We start from the raw sequence: 19,055 nt of genomic DNA, 5'->3' as shown, positions 1-19,055 counted from the left end.
TTCTATTGCCTTATTGCGCTTCTAACATTCAATGGTGCGTTACGCAATCTTCTTCTCATCTTAACCGAAATGAAGAACAAAGAAAAGCTTAAGGTTTTCTTTACAAAAAGAAGTGTTTTTTCTCTTGGAGGGAGGAGAAACAAAGAATTTCCTCGTAAAAACCGCCTTGGCTATTTTTTTGCTTTATTATTTGCTATAATTAGCGAAATAAAACCATTAGTTGAGGTGACCCTTTTGCCACGCAAAAATACTCGAAGAAAACCAACACGAAGGAAAAAACAAAAATGGTTCATACCTAAAATCGTTTTTAGAGTTTTTCAATCGTTAACGATGTTTGTCCTCGTCCTTCTTTTGCTGATGGGCGCGCTTGGTGCTGGTATCGGTGCCGGCTATTTCGCTTATCTTGTCGAAGATACCGAAATGCCTTCAAAAAAAGAACTGGACACAGAACTTGGCAACATCACAGAAACATCTAAACTTGTTTATTCAGATAATACCGAGATTTCGAAGATCCAAACAGACTTGATGCGTACAACGATTTCCTCTGATCAGATTTCGCCATTATTGAAAACGGCCATCATCAGTACAGAAGACGAGTACTTCGACAAACATCAGGGATATGTCCCTAAAGCTGTGTTACGTGCACTTGTATCAGAAGCGACCGGTATCGGCTCTTCGGGTGGTTCCACATTGACACAGCAGCTCGTCAAGCAGCAGATCCTGACAGATGAAACGACATTCAAGCGAAAAGCGAATGAAATCGTACTTGCTGCACAAGTCGAAAAACATTTCTCAAAAGACGAGATCATTTCTACGTACTTGAATGTTTCTCCATTTGGACGAAACAACAAAGGTCAAAATATTGCCGGCGTCCAAGAAGCAGCAAGAGGTATATTCGGTGTGGAAGCAAAGGATGTCACGCTGCCTCAAGCAGCCTTTATTGCCGGACTGCCGCAAAGTCCGATCACGTACAGCCCTTATACGAATACAGGCGCATTGAAAGAGGATCTTTCGGCTGGACTGCAACGGAAAGACTTCGTTCTCTTCAGCATGTATCGAGAAAAGAAAATCACGAAAGAACAATACGAAGAAGCAAAAGCGTATGATCTGACGAAAGACTTCTTGCCTCAGCAAATCGCAGAGCAAAGCGATCGTGAATTCCTGTACTACACGGTGATGGGCGAAGCGACTGAGATCGTAGCAAAACAGCTAGCAGAAAAAGACGATGCAGATCTTACAGATACAAAAACATATGAAGCTTACTATCAAAGAGCACAGCAAACGATCCAAAACAAAGGCTATACGATCCATTCTACGATCGATAAAGACATTTACAACGCTATGCAAGCAGGTGTTCAAAACTACGGCTACATGCTTGATGACGGCTCTGGTACGCAGGTCGAAACCGGTAATGTGCTGATGGACAACAAGACCGGACGGATCTATGGCTTTGTCGGCGGACGAAATTACGGACAAAACCAGAACAATCATGCATTTGATACCGAAAGACAAGCCGGTTCCTCGATCAAGCCAGTCCTTGTTTACGGACCAGCTATCGATATGGGACTGATCGGTTCAGAATCACGTGTTTCCGACTACGCGACGACTTGGCAAGAAGGCAGCAACGCAGGCGAGAAAATCGTGAATGCAACAAATGAAGGTTCCAATACCTTCCAGACCGTTCGTGAATCACTGGAATGGTCGAATAATATCCCGGCTTATCACTTATATCAGGATGTTTTGAATTCAGGCGGTTCGAAACAATATGCCTATGAAAATTACTTATCCAAAATGAATTATCCAGCCAACGACAACTGGGGCGTTGAATCTGCACCTCTGGGAACTGTCGATGTCACAACATTGCAACAGACAAACGGCTTCCAAGCTTTAGCAAACAAAGGTGTGTACGAAGAAGGCTATCTCATCGACTCCATTACTGACAATGCAGGGAATGTCATTTATCAGCATGAAAACAAACCTGTCCGGATCTATTCCGAAGCAACAGCCACTATCATGAATGATCTGATGCGCAGTGTGATCGACAAAAAAATCACGACGCCATTCAAAGACGTGATCTCAGGCTTGAACAGCAGTTTAGGAAAAGCAGACTGGGTCGGTAAGACTGGATCGACCAACGAATATCGTGACTCGTGGCTGATCGTATCCACTCCATCTGTCACCATCAGCAGCTGGTCTGGCCATGATGACAATACAGGAATGGATACACAAGCTAGGATCCGATCAGCGAACTACCTGGCGAACCTGATCAATCAGGTCTATCAAGTAAATCCAGATATTTTTGACACGAATGCGAAATTCGAACTTTCTTCTGACGTGATGAAGAAAAAAGTCGCTGCCTTTACTGGACAGACAGCCGGAAAAGTCACAGTCGATAAAAAGACAGTCGAAACACCGGAAAAATCAGTTGAATCATTGTGGGCGAAAAATGGCCCGCAAAAAAGCACCTTTAAGTTCGGAGTCGGCGGAACAGACGAAAACTACAAAGACTACTGGAACACCGCCTCTTCTTATGCAAGAGCAAATCCTGAAACTAAAAAAGAAGACGACAAAGACGATTAAAAAGCAACCATCCGCGAGTGTTCGCGGGTGGTTTTTTTATAGTTGGAGAATTAGAGGCATAACACTGATATTCGAAGCCCTGCTATGTGCTTCTAAAAAGAGAAATCCCTCCTCTAAATTTTTTTGTTAAAATACGTTTTTGTATTTACATAATTTTCGCTAAGCACCTTCCGATACCTTTTCCAGCACAAAAAAGCAGAGCGGTAAAAAACCACTCTGCTTTCTTCTATTTTTTACATGATAAGTCAGCTATTGGCCAGACTTATTTAGTTGAACCTTTTTCTTCGATCCCGTAAGGTAAGATGATCGTTTTTTCTTCTACTTCTTCTTTGTTCATCATTTTAGTCAATAGACGCATAGATACAGCACCTAAGTCATACAAAGGCTGTGTGATACTTGTCAAACGAGGACGAGCGACTTCTGTCAATAATGAGTTGTTGCTTGTGATGATCTCGAAATCTTCTGGGACTTTCACGCCGCGATCCAGTAATCCGTCTAAAATACCGATAGCTAATTCATCGTCTGAGACATATACAGCTGTTGCTCCACTGTTATGGATACGATCAACAAGTGATAATCCATCTTTGAAGTTGTATTCTGCTTCAAAGATCAGGCCTTCACTGTATGGCAAATTGTTCTCGTTCAATGCTTCTTTGTAGCCTTTCAAACGATTTTGGCCATTGATTGGATCGATCAGTGCGCCGCTGACAAAAGCGATTTTTTTGTTGCCGCTTTTCGCTAATTTATTCACTGCATCTTTTGTTGCAGAGGTATAATCGATGTTTACACTACCGACTTGCTCGTCCGGATCGATTGAACCTGCTAAGACAACTGGAGTTTTTGAACGTGAGAATTCTCCACGGATTTCGTCAGTGATATGGTGTCCCATAAAAATGACTCCGTCCACTTGTTTTGCCAACAGATTGTTCAACACGTTGACTTCTTTTTGGTCGTTGCCGTCTGAGTTCGCTAAAATGATATTGTATTTGTACATTGTAGCGACATCATCGATTCCTCGTGCTAATGAAGCAAAGAACATGTTGCTGACGTCTGGGATGATGACGCCGACTGTTGTCGTTTTTTTACTTGCCAGACCACGAGCAACCGCATTCGGACGGTAATCCAAGCGATCGATGACTTCTAGCACTTTCTTTCTTGTGGCTGGTTTGACATTCGGGTTGCCATTGACGACACGTGAAACAGTAGCCATCGAAACATTTGCCTCTCTCGCTACATCATAGATAGTGATTGTTTGCTTTTCCATTTGTATACTCCTATTCATATTTTATATGTTTTCTGAAAATACGACTTACATTTCTAAATTAGGATATCAAATAATCTCAACAAATGCAACCGTTTTATCTCCGTTTTCATGAAAATTTTTATTTTTTTCAGTTTTTAGAACGTTGGTAATTTAATAAATAAGTGGTACAATTATCGAATACAAGAATATTTTAGAAAGAAGGATGCCAAATGAATAACGTAAAAATCAACGAATTACGTGAATGGATGGCTCAGCATCAAGTGGATCTTGCTTATATCAGTGATCCTGGACATATTGCTTATTTTTCAGGATACGAAAGTGACCCGCATGAACGCGTTCTGGCTCTCTTTATTCCCCTTGATCAAGATCCTTTCTTGTTTACACCAGCTTTAGAAGTCGAAGATGCTCAAAACAGCAGCTGGGCATACGACGTCCGTGGCTATCTCGATAGTGAAAACCCATGGGAAATGATCGGAAAAGAAATCCGTGCACGCTATGGACAGCCTGGGAATATAGGAATCGAAAAAAATGCGTTGACTGTTGACCGTTTCGACTACATATCAGATGTCTTGACGGGTACAGATTCTTTCACTGATTTGACTTCTGTTATCCAGCGTCTGCAATTAATCAAAACAACGGAAGAAAAAGACAAACTGATTGCTGCAGGTAAATGGGCAGATGTCGCTTTTGAGATTGGTTTCCAAGCCGTCAAAGAAGGAATAACTGAACAAGCGATCATTGCAGAAATCGAATATCAATTGAAAAAACAAGGGGTATCGCAAATGTCCTTTGATACCTTAGTCCTTGCAGGGACAAATGCAGCAAGTCCTCATGGTACACCTGGGAGTACGAAAGTGACACCGAATGAATTGGTTCTGTTCGATCTTGGCGTTGTATGGGATGGATACTGCAGCGATGCTACTCGAACGGTTGCTTACAAAAAACCAACAGAATTCCAGGAAAAAATCTACAATATCACGCTTGAAGCACAACTAGCAGCACAAGAAGCAGTTCGTCCCGGCGTGACTGCTGCGGAACTGGACCAAATTGCTCGCAATGTGATCGATAGTTATGGTTACGGCGAATATTTCAATCACCGTTTAGGCCATGGCATCGGTACGACAGTGCATGAATTCCCATCTCTTGTCGAAGGAAATGACTTGGTGATCGAAGAAGGTATGTGCTTCTCACTTGAACCTGGTATCTATATCCCAGAACAAGTAGGTGTTCGTATCGAGGATTGTGTCTATGTCACAAGTGACGGCTGCGTCCCATTCACGACGACATCTAAAGAATTATTGATCTTAGAATAGATCTGATCTATCCGCTCCCGCAAAAAAAGGTAAGAAGAGAGTCATTCGACTCTTTCCTTACCTTTTTGTCTTGTATTCTCCTCACATTGACGCTGAAAGTGTGATTAGTTATCTTCTGTTGGTGTTGTCAACGTATCTTTCACGTCTTCTTTTGCCGCTTTCACATCTTCTTTTGCCATGTCAGCCATTGCTTTGGCATCATCTGCTAAAGGTTTGGCTTCGTCGATTCCTTCTTTTACAGTGATGCCCGCTTCATCTGCTGATTTCTTGATATCGATCATGATGTCTTCTGTCGTGTCTTTGGCTGTATCTCCTAGATCAGCTGCAGGTTTTTTCAATTCATCTGCTGATTTTTTAAAACGGTCGGACAAGTCAGCCGATTGTTCTTTTAGGTTCAGCAAGATATCTTCAGAATCATCTTTTGCTTCTTCAGCAGATTCATTGACTTTTTGCTTCATGTTTCCTGCTAAATCACCTGCTTGCTGAGAAAGATCTTGTGCTTTTTCTTTCGCGATATCTGTTAAAGCTGCTGATTTTTCTTTTGCCATATCTGTATAGTCAGAAGCCATGTCCATCCAGTCATCAGCTTGAGCTGCAAGCTCATCTCGCAACTCTTTTCCTGATTTTGGTGCAAGCAGCAATGCTGCAATTGCTGCTGCGGTACCGCCTACTACTGCGCCTAATAAAAATCCACCTTTTTTAGCCATAATCATTTTCCTCCTGTCGTTTCAGTATGTTTTTTGTTTTTGAAGAATTTCATTGCTGTTCCGCCAACTTTTCCGGCAACAGTTGCTTTTGCCGTTGTTTTGCCAATACCGCCGACTTTCGTCACGATATTTTTGCTAGAGTTATTCAATTCCGAAACACTTTCACTCAAATCTGCTACTGCTGTAAATAATGGATCGATCGTTGCTACTTTGCCATTGATATCAAGCAACAGATCATTGCTTTTCACTAAAAGCCCTTCTACCTGCCTTGATAAAAGATCCACATCCTTTGTCACGACCTCAATCGTTGTGTTCGCTTCTGCAACAGTCTGATCTACTTTCTCTAATGTTTTAGATACTTGTAGCAATACTCGGACAATAAAAACAACGAGTACCGCAAACGCCACTGCTGCGATCAATCCTGCAATTTCTCCGCCTGTCATGATCAGTCTCCCTTCTCGTCATTCTTTCTTTAAGAATAGCATTTTCGTATTTTTTAAACAAATAAAAAATAGCAAAAGCTTCAACTACTTTCGATTTGGATTAGCAGCTGAAGCTTTTTTGTACGGAAAAAGGATTATTTTTTCTTTTCTTCTTTCAATAGGGATTCATTTCTATTTTTTTCTGCTTTGTTGCTGTCTGCTTCTAATGTTTTTCCTAAAGACATGATATATTCTCTTAATGGTGCACCGACTTCCGGATGAGTCAAGCCATATTCGATACTTGTTTTCATAAAGCCGAATTTGTCGCCGACGTCATAACGTTTCCCAGTGAATTTACGAGCGAAGACGCGTTGCGTTTTGTTCAATGTGTCGATGGCATCTGTCAACTGGATTTCGTTTCCTGCACCAGGTTTTTGTTCTGCTAGCACATCAAAAATCTCAGGGGTCAATAAATAACGACCAATAATAGCTAAATCACTTGGTGCTTTGCTTGGGTCTGGTTTTTCAACGAAATCTTTTACGTTGTACAAGCCTTCTTCTAATTCTTCTCCAGGATTGATGATCCCGTATTTCGATGTTTCTTCATGCGGCACTTGCATCACAGCGATAGTCGAAGCATGCGTACGTTCATGGTCATTGATCAGCTGTTGGGTCAATGGGACTTCGTCTTCCATGATATCATCCCCCAGCATCACGACGAATGGTTCATTCCCGATGAATGCTCTTGCCTGTAATACAGCGTGTCCTAACCCTTTAGGATGGGACTGACGGATGAAGTGAAGATTGACATCTGTCGTTTCTTCTACTAGTTTCAATAATTCCGTTTTCCCTTTTTCGCTAAGGTTTGTTTCTAGCTCGATGTTTGAATCAAAATGGTCTTCGATCGGACGTTTTGCTTTTCCGGTTACGATCAAAATGTCTTCGATCCCAGAATTCAAAGCTTCTTCAACGATGAATTGGATCGTTGGTTTATCAACGATCGGCAACATTTCCTTTGCCATCGCTTTTGTTGCTGGTAAGAATCTTGTTCCTAGTCCTGCTGCTGGAATTACTGCTTTTTTTACTTTCATATGTGCCACTCCTTAAAAAATAGTTAATGAAAATTCGTTTTCTTTTTTTCCATCACGTAACATGATTTCTTTTGCTGCTGTGCTGATTTCTTTATGCTCATAAAGCACTTCATAAATAGTTTGTGTGATGGGCATCTCAATGTCCATCGTTCGAGCCAGTTCCATAGCTGCTTGGGTCGTATTCACGCCTTCCACCACCATGCCCATTTCGGCCAAGACTTTCTCTAATGATTGTCCCTGCCCTAACAGATTGCCAGCTCGCCAGTTACGAGAATGGATACTCGTACAGGTGACGATCAGATCGCCTACTCCGCTTAGTCCAATGAATGTCAATGGATTAGCGCCCATCGCTACGCCTAAACGGCTGATTTCAGCTAGTCCGCGAGTCATGATCGCCGCTTTTGCATTGTCACCAAACCCTAAACCGTGGATGGCTCCTGCACCGATCGCTATGATATTCTTCAACGCGGCACCCAGTTCTACGCCTATGACGTCTGGATTCGTATAAATACGGAAATAACTGTTCATGAACAGCATCTGAACGAATTTGGCCGCTTTCTGGTCCGTGCTGGCAGCTGTGATCGTCGTGATATCATGCTTGGCTACTTCTTCTGCATGACTCGGACCTGATAGAACAGCTACTGCTTGTCTTTTCTCAGTAGGAATCTCTTCTAGAAGGATCTCTGAGATCCGTTTATGCGTTCCCTGTTCCAGTCCCTTGCTAGCGTGAATGATCACTGGTCTGGTATTCAATGCTCCAACCAGTTCTTTTGCGACTGAACGGATCGCTTTCGTCGGGATCACAAATAATACTGCATCTGTGTCTTTCACTGCTTGTTCCATCTCTGTGAAGGCTTGGATCGATTCAGGAAGCGGGTGATCCGGCAAGTAGCGCTGATTGGTGTGTTGGGTATTGATCTCTTCTACTTGAGAAGCTCGGTGTCCCCAAAGACGCACGTCATGCCCATTTTCAGCAAGTACTTGCGCCAAGGCAGTTCCCCAAGAGCCTGCGCCTAAAACTGCAACTCTATACTTCATTTTACCACTCCTGCTGTTTTTTTCATTTTTTACGCTCTAAAATCAGATAATTAATTGATTACTGCCTAGTGAACGATCATAATCCGGTATTTTTTTATTCTTTCTACGCCAGATAAACAAGATCAGCGTACCGATAAACAAGATTGCAGAAAGCAACTGGGAGATCCGGATGACTCCTAAGAACCACAGGCTATCTGTCCGCAGTCCCTCAATAAAGAAACGCCCAAAGCTGTACCACAGCAGATAGCTTAAAAGGACTTCGCCTTTTTTCAGAAGATGTGGTTTTTTCCTCAACAATATCAGCAAAATAAATCCGATAAAACTCCAGACAGATTCATAAAGGAATGTTGGCTGCCGATAGATCCCATCGATATACATATTATCGATAATGAACTGCGGAAGGTGCAGATTTTCCAGGAAAGCTCTTGTCGTGTCTGGACCATAAGCTTCATGGTTCATGAAATTCCCCCACCGGCCGATTGCTTGAGCTAAAAGCACGCTGGGTGCAGCGATGTCCAAAAAAGTCCACAAGGAGATAAAATGATACTTTGTAAAGAAATACAACGTGATGGCTCCTGCGATCAACCCGCCGTAAATCGCCAAACCGCCAGAACGGATATTGAATACTTGGATTGGATCTGCTAAATACTGAGGCAGATCAAAAAGAATATAATATAATCGGGCGCCGATAATCGCAATCGGTAAGCCCCACAACATGAAATCTGTCACATCGTCTGCTTTCATGCCGACTCGAACGGCTTCTCTACTGCTGAGCCACATGGCGATAATGATTCCTGAAACGATGATCAGGGCATACCAGTAAATCGGTATCCCTAAAAGATCGAATGCCACTCGATTGACTTGTGCTAGCATATTGTCACTCCTTGCTATTGATTTCCTGAGTTTTCTTCGATCAGACGGCTCAGTCTTTCTTCAAATGTTTTTGTCGCATCAAATCCCATCGTGCGAGCACGGAAGTTCATAGCGGCAACTTCGATGATGATAGCTACGTTTCGTCCGGTTTTCACTGGGATTTTGATTTGCGGGATTCCGACTTCTGCGATTTCGACAGAAGTATCTTCCGAACCTAGGCGATCATATTTTTTGTCCTTTGCCCATGCTTCCAGATAAACTGCTAACTGGACTTGCATTGAGCCACGAACCGCACTTGCTCCGAACAGATTCATGACATCGATAATCCCGATTCCTCGGATTTCAATCAAATGTTCCAGAATTTTTGGTGGCTCGCCGATCACTGTCAATTCATCTTGCTGATAGACATCGACCCGATCATCTGCGATCAAACGATGTCCTCGTTTGATCAGTTCAAGCGCTGTTTCGCTTTTTCCGATCCCGCTGTCTCCTTGGATCAATACGCCAAGACCATATACATCGACTAAAACGCCATGTACACTTGTCCGAGGTGCCAGACGTCCGTCCAGGTAACTGGATAATTCACCTAGTAATCGGGAAGTGGAGATGGGTGAACGCAATACAGCCATTCCGTGTTCATTGGCTGCTTGGATCATTTCTTCCGGTGCCGGTAATCCTCTGGAAATGATAAATGCCGGCATATCCTCGCTGCATAATCTTCTCATGATCATCAAGCGTTCTTCAGGGATCATGCGCTCGGCAAAACTGATTTCCTTACTGCCAAATAACTGCAGTCGGTTATGTGAGTAATAATTAAAATAACCGGTCAATTCCAAACCGGGACGCGAAATATCACCCGTGACAATGACGCGTTCCAAGCTTTTTTCATCACCGGTCACGATTTCTAGCGATAATTTTTCTACTAACTGGCTAACTTTTACAACTTCTGCCATTCGTGCTACCTCATTTCTGTTAGAGTGTTCTCTTCCATTTTATCATTGTCTAGCCAAAAGTACTACCAATTAAAAAAAACGTTTTTATTTAAATATCATTAGATGAACATACCCCTTTTTCTCACGAATTTTTATCAGTCAGTAAACAAAAAAAGCTGCACCCAGTAACGGGTACAGCTTTTTTTGTTGGCAGAGCCTTATCTCCGGCTATTATGCTCGCTGACGATCACATTGACTAAAGACATCAAAATCGCTACTAATAAAGCAGCACCAAATGAAGAAAATTCAAAATGATCAGCTCCTACAAAGAAGGAGGTCATTTTTAAAATTGCCGCATTGATCACAAAAGTGAACAGGCCGAGGGTCACTAATGTAAAAGGAAGTGACAGGATCGATAAGATGGGTTTCACGAACATATTCAATATCGATAAAACAAAACTAGCCATCACAGCTGTCCAGATGCTACTCACATAGATCATGTTAGGGAAAAGGACAGCTAACGAAATAAACGTCAACGCGTTGACGAAGAGACGCTGGAAGTAAGACATTAGAAGTCACTCCATTCATCGTCATCGATTTTTTCCGCTTCCTTACGTTTTTTCGTTGGTTCCCGGTAGTTGTTTTTTTCATAATAAGCATTGTTATGACCATAGTTTGTTCGTGAAGAACGCGCAGATGGGATAATCAAAGCTAAGAAAATGTATAAAATAATTGGGCTGCCGAAAGCAACTAAGCTTAGGAAGACGTATACCACTCGGATAACTGTAGGATCGATTCCGAGATATTCACCAATTCCAGCCAGGGTCCCCGTCAAAACAATATTTTTATTTGATTTAGTCAACTTTTTTTTCATCATGTCTCACCTCTGTTCTACCATTTTAAATGAAGAAGGAATCTGTGACAATAGTCGCTATTACTCTTCTTCTGTTCTGTTCCTTTTTTGAATGATGTTCTACTGTCTGTCTATCGGCAAGAAGCTCACTGAACAAAAACAGGCGAAGCTGTTTTCTGTCCAGTGGTCTTACCGTTCAAAAATCAGACGAGACTCTTAGGAATACTTATTTGTCTGTATCTTTCAAGAAAATGTTTCCTGTTGTTGTAGACAACTGGATTTGTGCGATGCCGTTTTCTGATACACGGCGGAATTGTAGCATTTGATTGGTCCGCTCTTTCTTCTCACGAACGATCTCGTAGTCGGATAACCGGCTATTGATGCTTCCAAGACTTGTTTTCGCATGGCCTTCCATTCCGATTCCGGCAGGCAAAGCGACTTTGACATTTCCGTTCACAGAACTAGCTTCGATCTTCTTCAAGCGGTCTTCCTTGATCGTCAACCGAACATCACCGTTTACAAGTGACACAGAAAGATTTTCCGGTGTTGCGCCGAATGTTACAGTACCATTCACGGTTTCGATGATCGAATCCAGGATGTCGCCGTTTCGGATATCGATATTCCCGTTGACTCCTTCAATTTCCAGCATGGTTGCTGACAATTGGTTCACGAGGATATTACCGTTCGTAGACTTCGCATAGATATCTTTGGCTTCTAGCTGTTCGATCGTGATATTCCCATTGAGCAATTTGATCGCTGTATGGTCATAGATCCGTTTTGGCAAATAGAAGACCAAGTCTGCACGTACCCGTTTGTTCGGGATCTGGAAGGAAATACGTTCTTCATTCACTTCAATCTGGCTGCGTTCAGAAAATGCCTCGAATGGTTCACCGTTCATTTTTCCGTACAGCTTGATTTTCGCTTCGACTTTGACGTCTTCACTTTCCCAAGTCTTCAAGGTCACATTCCCGTTGGCCGCTTTGATGTCGATAATGCTGGCTTCAGGCGCATCATAGTAAAATTCATGATCGAATTTCGTTGTAGCGATACCGGGAACACGCAGATTGACATCTTTCCATTCCATGTTGTCATTGACTGTTTCTGAGACAGTTTGGAAAGTTTTTTTCAAGAATTTACCTAATTGTGAGCCAGCTTCAGACATTTTTTCACCGACTTGATTCAGTGTATCCGTCGCTTGATCTTTCCAGTCATCAGGCAGTTCGAATTTATCTGCTAACGTTTCTTTTTTCTCTGTCCACTGGTTCTTGCGGATGTCTTTCAATTCGGCTTCTAGCTTCAATTGTTCTTCTACGAGAGAATCACCAGCTACTTCTAATTCTTTGATTTCTGCTTCAAGTACTTGACGTGTCTCCAATTCTTCATCTGAAAGCTCGCCTAGTTCTTCTTTTGTATTCAACTGCATCAATGTTTCCTGTTTCTCATTGCGTGCAGCTTTATTTTCAGCTAAGCGGGCGTTGACTTCATCAAGTCGCGCAGAAGTTTTGTTCGCTTCGGTCGCCAGTTCATCTAGGATTCTTTCCAGATTTTCCTGATCTTCTTTTTCTTTTGCCTTTGGATCGACGGTCTCGGATGCCGAATCTTCTGTCCCGTTTTCCAGGTCATCGATCAATTGGTTCATCTGGTCTTTTTCTTTATGACTAGCAGTTACCTTGTCTGCTTCTTTTGCAATTTGTTTTTCGTCTTTTTCAGTTGCCATGCTTTCTAATAAATCTAAGCCTTCTTCAGTCGAAAGGATTCCTTTTTTTACTAAGTCTAAAATACGTTCTCTTTCTTTCATGGAAATTGCCTCCTTAAGCAAAAATTGTTTGCAAGCTTTTCCTTACATCCATATTATGCACCGTTTTTGAAAAAAAGTCATAGGACTTAAGTTGTAACTTTCTCTCCAACTCGGGTTGCTTTTCCTCTCCTTGTGAAAACAAACGATGAAATAAAGGACGTGATCGGCAAAACCAAGACAGCAGCAGCCGTTGTCAGAATAGCTGAGAGATATTCCATCACAAAAGCTTTTTCATTGATGATCTGCTGAAAGGTGTGTTCTAGGTCAATGAACCAAATGACAAGAGCAAGTGTACTACCGATAAATGCAAAAAGCAGTGTAATCACTGTTGAAGCTAAAATTTTCTTTGCAATCGTCAGACTTGAGCGCACCAATGCCTGAAAAGAAAGATCAGGATTCAGCCGGAATACTTCAAACGTCCCGCTTGAAACAGCGACGCTTGCATCCAAAACGGCTCCGCTTAAACTGATCAGCAGCAGTGATTGGCTCAATGTGCCAAAATCGATCGGGATCGTTGTATCCAGATGTGAGAGTTCATCTAATTCAACGGCTGTAAATCCTTGAATCGAAAAACGAGCTGTGAGAGGGACTACACACAAGAAAACGAGCAGGAACAACAAGACACTGATAAAAGCAGCTTGCATCTGCAGATTCCAGCCATTGACAAAAAACAGAGTGATCAGCGAAATGACAAGAAAACCAGCTACAGTCAGCCAGAGAATGGGCCATCGCTGATGGAAGCCAAAGACTAATAGGAAAAACACACCGATGTTTGCAAATATCCCTAAGATCGTATAAAAACCTTGCGTACCGCATACCATAAAGACACTTGCTGCTAACACTAAGGCTAAAACAAACAAGACATTCATATCTTTCCCCTCCTAACACTCAAAAAGCAAAGCAAGGCGATCGGAATCGAAAGGACGATCCCCAAACTACCAATGATCGCCCGCAGCAATTCCAAGGAAAGATGGACTTCCATCGTCTCTTTCACTGACCAGCCGTTTCCTAAATAAAGCAGGAGACTAGGGATCGCGCCGCTGATGTACACAAACAATAAGACATTCGTCATCGAACCGATCACATCCTGACCTACTTTCCGACCAGATAGCCATAGCTGTTTCAATGAGATAGCAGGCTGTTTTTCGACTAGTTCTTCTAGCGTTGCAATAACAGTCACAACAGTATCTAGTGTTCCTCCTGCTGTGCCAATGAGCAGGCTTGATAAGAAGACAGAGCGATATGGCCTTGTTAGATAATTCAATTCTTCGTATCGTAGTCCCTGGTCTTCTAGCAGATCCATTGCAATATAACAGATACCAAATGAGAGAAAGACGCTAGTGATCGTCGCAGTGATTTTTATCAAACTGCTTTTGTTCCAGCCATCAAGTGCCACTACACTGAAGACGACAGCTGAGATAATAAAGAAAGTCATAATCGCTAACAAAGAGATTCCTGTGGTCTTCGTGAATGTATGCAGGAGAAAAAGCAGCAAGGCAATGTTGACTAGCATACTACCTAAAACAAATCCCCCGTGTCTTCCACCAACAAGTAACAAGAGACCAATAAACATAGCAGTAACCAAAAAAAGCCAGCCATCATTTTTTTTCGCCCCTAGCTGCCACTCATCTCCAATGGATTGGATGAGATACATCTGTTTTTCTTTCACATGTGCCACATTGATTTGATTTTTCTGATAAGGGACAGCTAAAGTGATCCGCTCTCCTTTTTGTTCCGTATTCATTATTTCCCCGTGAATGATCTGCTGATGATCTTCCACTGTTACTTGCTGGACGAGCATGATCGGATCACTATACCATGCTGTACTGCGTTGAATCCCCCACGAAGCGAGAAGACAGCCAAGAATCATGGCAATTATTATGGTTATTTTTTTCTGCATCCTTCTTCCTTTCAATGAATGTCCATTCAAGAAGTAACCCCTTAGTGAAGAAACATCCAGTCATATGATACAAAAAGGAGTGTGACATCTGTCTGCCGCACTCCTTGATTTTAGAAAATCTCATTATGGTTCGTATTTAATTCAGTGATTTTCCCAGTTGCCAGATAAACGATCCACTCGCAAATATTTGTGACATAGTCACCGATGCGTTCCAGGTAGCTAGCTACATTCAAATAATCCGTTCCACTTATAACTGTTTCTGGATTCGACTGCATGTTCTGGATCGTTGCATTGTAGATACGATTGAAATAATCATTGACGCGCTGATCCATATTCGCGATTGTCCGTGCGTCTTTTTCGTCTGTTTTGACGTACGCAACTAATACATTGTCTACCATTTTTTTTACGTAATCTGACATGTCTGAGATTTCTTTTTCGATTTCAGGGATTCTTGTCTGTCCCTTCACTCGTATGGTCGATTTTGCAACGGAAACAGCATGGTCTGCCATTCTCTCCAAGTCAGAACTTGCTTTCATCACCGTGATGATCATGCGCAAATCTGTTGTTACCGGCTGTTGCAACGCGATCATCTCAAAGCTTTTTTTCTCCAGACGTGTTTCCATTTCATTGATATTCACGTCATTTTCGATCACTTCTTTTGCGATTGTCTTATCGTGCTTGATATAAGAACGTACAGATTTATGAACGGCGTTGCTCACCATCATTCCCATTTCATAAAACTGATTGTGAAGATTCAATAATTCTTCTTCAAATTGTGTCCGCAACATTTCGATTCCCCCTTATCCAAATCGTCCTGAGATATAATCTTCGGTTTCTTGTTTTTCCGGATTCATAAAAATCTTCTTCGTATCATTAAATTCTATCAAGTTCCCGTCTAAAAAGAAAGCTGTTTTATCCGAGATCCGAGAAGCTTGCGACATATTATGTGTCACGATGATCATCGTGTAGCGTTCTCTCAATTCTAAAAGCATGCTTTCGATCTTCCCTGTAGAAACTGGGTCCAACGCACTTGTCGGTTCATCCAGCAAGATAATCTCGGGATTTACGGCCAAAACGCGAGCGATACATACGCGTTGCTGCTGTCCGCCAGAAAGAGACAACGCGCTTTTATGCAATTTATCCTTTACATCGTCCCAGACAGAGGCAGCTTTCAAGCTTTCTTCTACTACTTGGTCCAATACTTTTTTATCTTTTTCGCCTTTCAGCTTCAATCCGTAAATCACGTTTTCGTAAATGGAAAATGGGAAAGGATTCGGCTGCTGGAACACCATGCCGATTTCTTTGCGAAGCTCTACGATATCTGTTTTAGGTCCGTAGATGTCTTTACCTTTATATAAGACGCTCCCCGTGATCGTGACATTCGGGATCAAATCGTTCATTCGGTTCAACGAGCGCAGATAAGTTGACTTTCCGCAGCCGGATGGACCGATCATCGCCGTGATTTCTCCCTGATTGAAACTGAGATCCACCCCTTTCAATGCTTCCTTTTTCCCATAATATAAGTGAAGATCTTTGGATGAAATAATTTCTTTTGTCATATTGAGGCCTCCGTTTTAACCAAAATGACCGGACACATAATCTTCGGTTGCCTGAATTTTTGGTCTGGTAAATATCTTGTTTGTTTTGTCGTATTCCATGACTTTCCCTAGATAGAAAAATGCTGTGTAATCACTGATACGGGCTGCTTGTTGCATGTTATGCGTCACAATGATGATCGTATAATCTTCTTTCAGATTCACTAGTGTTTCTTCGACCGTCCCAGTCGAGATCGGGTCCAATGCGCTTGCTGGTTCATCCAAGAGTAAGATATCAGGCTTCATTGCGATCGCGCGTGCAATACAAAGCCGCTGCTGCTGTCCACCAGATAAAGCAAGTGCACTTTTGTCCAGGCTGTCTTTTACCTGATCCCATAATGCGGCTTGCTTCAAGCTCGTTTCGACGATTTCATCGAGTTTCTTCTTGTCTCTTTCTCCATGCTGCTTCAATGCAAATGTGATATTTTCATAAATGGATTTGCTGAATGGGTTCGGACGTTGGAACACCATCCCGATCCGTTTGCGCATTTCATACACGTCGACTTGCGGCGCATTGATGTCGACATCTTTATACATGATCTTCCCTGTCACTTTGGTATTGGCTATGCCATCGTTCATTCGATTCAATGAACGCAAGTAAGTCGATTTCCCGCAGCCAGAAGGACCGATCAATGCCGTGATTTTGTTCTTTTCAAATTCCAAGTCCACGCCTTTGATTGCTTCATTATCGCCATACCAGACATGTAAGTCATCGGTATACAAAGCGATTTCTTTTTCTTTTGGCATGGTGATGACATTCGTTTCATTCCAGTTATATTCTTTCATTTTACTTCTTCTCCTTAGGCTGAAGTCATTTTACGGTACAGACGTTTCCCGATTGCGCGTGCGCCGAAATTGAACAGCAGCACTGCAATGATCAGAACAGCTGATGCACCTGCCGATACGGAAACACCATCTGGCATCGTTCCTTCCGTGTTCACTTTCCAGATATGGACAGCTAAGGTTTCAGCTTGTCGGAAAATACTGATCGGGCTGGAAACACTAAGCGGATTCCAATTGCTGAAATCAAGCGCCGGCGCACTTTGTCCTGCTGTATAAATCAGTGCAGCTGCCTCACCGAAAATTCTTCCAGAACTCAAGATCACACCTGTTAAGATTCCCGGTGTCGCTTCTGGTACGACCACTCGGATCACTGTTTCCCAGCGTGATAGTCCTAAAGCCAAACCTGCTTCACGCTGTGTGTAATGGACCGCTTGTAAAGATTCTTCTATCGTTCTCGTCAATAGCGGCAAATTGAATACTGTCAGTGCCAATGCACCAGAGATGATCGAGAATCCGTATTGGAACTGGATGACGAACACCAAAAAACCGAATAGACCGACTACCACAGAAGGTAGAGAGCTCAAGATTTCAATCGATGTACGGATCACATCTGTCAGCCAATTCTTACCTGCATATTCCGAGAGATAGATCCCTGCTCCTAATGAAAGAGGAAAGCTGATGATCATCGTGATCAGCAGCAGATAGATCGAGTTGAAGAGCTGGATACCGATCCCGCCACCTGTCTGGTAAGCTTTCGATGGTTCAGTCAAGAAGGACCATGAAATATGGGGAACTCCTCGAACAAGGATATAAAGCAGCAGTGCTGCCAAGATCAAAACTATAATACCGGAAATCGTATAAAGGATTCCTGTAGCGATTTTATCAGAGCGTTTTGCATTCATTATTTCAGAGCTCCTTTCTTACCGATCATTCGGATCACAATGTTGAAGAACAAGGACATCAGCAGAAGGATCAGCGCTAATGACCATAACACGTTATTCTCGACAGTCCCCATGATCGTATTCCCTATTCCCATCGTCAAAATAGACGTCAATGTCGAAGCTGGTGTTGTTAACCCTGAAGGCATCAATGCAGCGTTACCGATCACCATTTGGATCGCCAAAGCTTCACCGAAAGCACGTGCCATTCCGAAAACAACAGCCGTCAGGATACCAGGAACTGCGGCCCGCAAGACGACTTTGTAGATCGTTTGCCACCTTGTTGCGCCTAGTGCCAATGAAGCTTCGCGATAATGGCGCGGCACGGCCTTCAACGCATCGACCGTCATCGTCGTCACAGTTGGTAAAATCATGACGAACAAAACGAACGTCCCTGCTAAAATCCCGAACCCCGTTCCACCGAAAATACTGCGGACAAAAGGAACAATCACGGATAACCCGATGAATCCATACACCACTGACGGGATACCTACAAGCAGTTCGATGACCGGCTGCAAGATCTTCGTCCCGTGTTTCGGCGAGATCTCAGTCATGAACACTGCCGCTCCCACAGCAAATGGCGTAGCAACGATCGCTGATAAAAAAGTAACGATGAATGAACCGGCGATCATCGGAAGCGCACCGACCATTGGTTTGCCGTTTGCGCCGATTTGGCTCGGATTCCATTCCGTACCGAATAAAAAGTCGAATACATTTATTTTATCGACAAAAAAGGTCGCTAAACCTTTACTCGCAACAAAATAGAAAATCGCCAAAACAACTAAAACGATAAGCGCGATACACAAAAAACTGACAAATTTTCCGCGCTGTTCCATTTTTGAACGTTTTGATTTTGTTAATAATGCTTTCTTCACATCTTCCACAGATGATTCCCCCCTAGTCAGGTCTAACATACTTACTCAGTGTACAAAGTGAACATCAATTTGGTTTTAATAACATGTAAAACT

Annotated in this window: 19 protein-coding genes; 2 read left to right on the top strand and 17 right to left on the bottom strand. The window is 42.6% G+C overall.

The window, feature by feature from the left end; translation table 11 throughout:
* Positions 1-234 precede the first annotated feature (234 nt).
* Positions 235-2,580 carry a transglycosylase domain-containing protein gene (locus tag G7Y42_RS02680; RefSeq protein WP_165003569.1) on the top strand — a complete coding sequence of 782 codons (2,346 nt, stop codon included), beginning with the start codon at positions 235-237 and terminating at the stop codon, positions 2,578-2,580.
* A gap of 262 nt (positions 2,581-2,842) precedes the next feature.
* Here the strand turns inward: G7Y42_RS02680 and ccpA are convergent, their stop codons facing one another.
* Entirely contained in the window at positions 2,843-3,844 is a 1,002-nt protein-coding gene (gene ccpA, locus G7Y42_RS02675; RefSeq protein WP_165003571.1) for a catabolite control protein A, read from the bottom strand.
* 209 nt (positions 3,845-4,053) lie between these two features.
* Between ccpA and G7Y42_RS02670 the strand changes: the two genes are divergently transcribed.
* Entirely contained in the window at positions 4,054-5,157 is a 1,104-nt protein-coding gene (locus tag G7Y42_RS02670) for a Xaa-Pro peptidase family protein (protein WP_165003573.1), read from the top strand.
* Positions 5,158-5,261: 104 nt separating this feature from the next.
* Here G7Y42_RS02670 and G7Y42_RS02665 read toward each other — a convergent pair whose 3' ends face one another.
* The 16 genes from G7Y42_RS02665 to pstC form a co-directional block, all read right to left on the bottom strand.
* Positions 5,262-5,864, bottom strand: a complete 603-nt coding sequence (locus G7Y42_RS02665) for a YtxH domain-containing protein (protein ID WP_165003575.1) — start codon at positions 5,862-5,864, stop codon at positions 5,262-5,264.
* A 2-nt stretch (positions 5,865-5,866) separates the two neighbouring features.
* The gene (locus G7Y42_RS02660; protein ID WP_165003577.1) at positions 5,867-6,307 is read right to left on the bottom strand and encodes a DUF948 domain-containing protein; all 441 of its coding nucleotides are present in this window, start codon (positions 6,305-6,307) and stop codon (positions 5,867-5,869) included.
* 134 nt (positions 6,308-6,441) lie between these two features.
* Positions 6,442-7,377 carry a UTP--glucose-1-phosphate uridylyltransferase GalU gene (galU, locus tag G7Y42_RS02655; protein WP_165003579.1) on the bottom strand — a complete coding sequence of 312 codons (936 nt, stop codon included), beginning with the start codon at positions 7,375-7,377 and terminating at the stop codon, positions 6,442-6,444.
* Positions 7,378-7,389: 12 nt separating this feature from the next.
* Positions 7,390-8,415 (bottom strand): NAD(P)H-dependent glycerol-3-phosphate dehydrogenase, encoded by a 1,026-nt coding sequence (locus G7Y42_RS02650; RefSeq protein ID WP_165003581.1) that lies wholly within the window; start codon positions 8,413-8,415, stop codon positions 7,390-7,392.
* A gap of 42 nt (positions 8,416-8,457) precedes the next feature.
* Positions 8,458-9,288: a prolipoprotein diacylglyceryl transferase gene (gene lgt / locus G7Y42_RS02645; protein WP_165003583.1), complete on the bottom strand. Its 831-nt coding sequence runs from the start codon at positions 9,286-9,288 to the stop codon at positions 8,458-8,460.
* 14 nt (positions 9,289-9,302) lie between these two features.
* Positions 9,303-10,241 (bottom strand): HPr(Ser) kinase/phosphatase, encoded by a 939-nt coding sequence (gene hprK / locus G7Y42_RS02640; protein WP_165003585.1) that lies wholly within the window; start codon positions 10,239-10,241, stop codon positions 9,303-9,305.
* Between the two features lie 197 nt (positions 10,242-10,438).
* A complete protein-coding gene (locus G7Y42_RS02635; RefSeq protein WP_165003587.1) occupies positions 10,439-10,789 on the bottom strand; it encodes a phage holin family protein in 351 nt (116 codons plus the stop codon).
* Entirely contained in the window at positions 10,789-11,097 is a 309-nt protein-coding gene (locus G7Y42_RS02630) for a PspC domain-containing protein (RefSeq protein WP_206215428.1), read from the bottom strand. Before G7Y42_RS02630 ends, G7Y42_RS02635 begins: the two co-directional genes overlap by 1 nt.
* A gap of 202 nt (positions 11,098-11,299) precedes the next feature.
* Positions 11,300-12,871 (bottom strand): daptomycin-sensing surface protein LiaX, encoded by a 1,572-nt coding sequence (liaX, locus tag G7Y42_RS02625; protein WP_165003588.1) that lies wholly within the window; start codon positions 12,869-12,871, stop codon positions 11,300-11,302.
* Positions 12,872-12,957: 86 nt separating this feature from the next.
* Positions 12,958-13,740, bottom strand: a complete 783-nt coding sequence (locus G7Y42_RS02620; protein WP_165003590.1) for a YibE/F family protein — start codon at positions 13,738-13,740, stop codon at positions 12,958-12,960.
* Entirely contained in the window at positions 13,737-14,429 is a 693-nt protein-coding gene (locus G7Y42_RS02615) for a YibE/F family protein (protein ID WP_346773679.1), read from the bottom strand. The genes G7Y42_RS02620 and G7Y42_RS02615 overlap by 4 nt, the downstream gene beginning before the upstream one ends.
* A gap of 452 nt (positions 14,430-14,881) precedes the next feature.
* Positions 14,882-15,559: a phosphate signaling complex protein PhoU gene (gene phoU, locus G7Y42_RS02610; protein WP_165003595.1), complete on the bottom strand. Its 678-nt coding sequence runs from the start codon at positions 15,557-15,559 to the stop codon at positions 14,882-14,884.
* Positions 15,560-15,571: 12 nt separating this feature from the next.
* Positions 15,572-16,330, bottom strand: a complete 759-nt coding sequence (gene pstB, locus G7Y42_RS02605) for a phosphate ABC transporter ATP-binding protein PstB (RefSeq protein WP_165003597.1) — start codon at positions 16,328-16,330, stop codon at positions 15,572-15,574.
* 15 nt (positions 16,331-16,345) lie between these two features.
* Entirely contained in the window at positions 16,346-17,152 is an 807-nt protein-coding gene (gene pstB / locus G7Y42_RS02600) for a phosphate ABC transporter ATP-binding protein PstB (protein ID WP_165003599.1), read from the bottom strand.
* Positions 17,153-17,166: 14 nt separating this feature from the next.
* Positions 17,167-18,051 (bottom strand): phosphate ABC transporter permease PstA, encoded by an 885-nt coding sequence (pstA, locus tag G7Y42_RS02595; protein WP_165003601.1) that lies wholly within the window; start codon positions 18,049-18,051, stop codon positions 17,167-17,169.
* Positions 18,051-18,971, bottom strand: a complete 921-nt coding sequence (gene pstC, locus G7Y42_RS02590; protein WP_165003603.1) for a phosphate ABC transporter permease subunit PstC — start codon at positions 18,969-18,971, stop codon at positions 18,051-18,053. Before pstC ends, pstA begins: the two co-directional genes overlap by 1 nt.
* Positions 18,972-19,055 lie beyond the last annotated feature (84 nt).

The organism is Enterococcus sp. ZJ1622, from assembly GCF_011038845.1.
GTDB lineage: Bacteria > Bacillota > Bacilli > Lactobacillales > Enterococcaceae > Enterococcus_B.
This window is presented reverse-complemented; position numbering and strand designations above follow the sequence as displayed.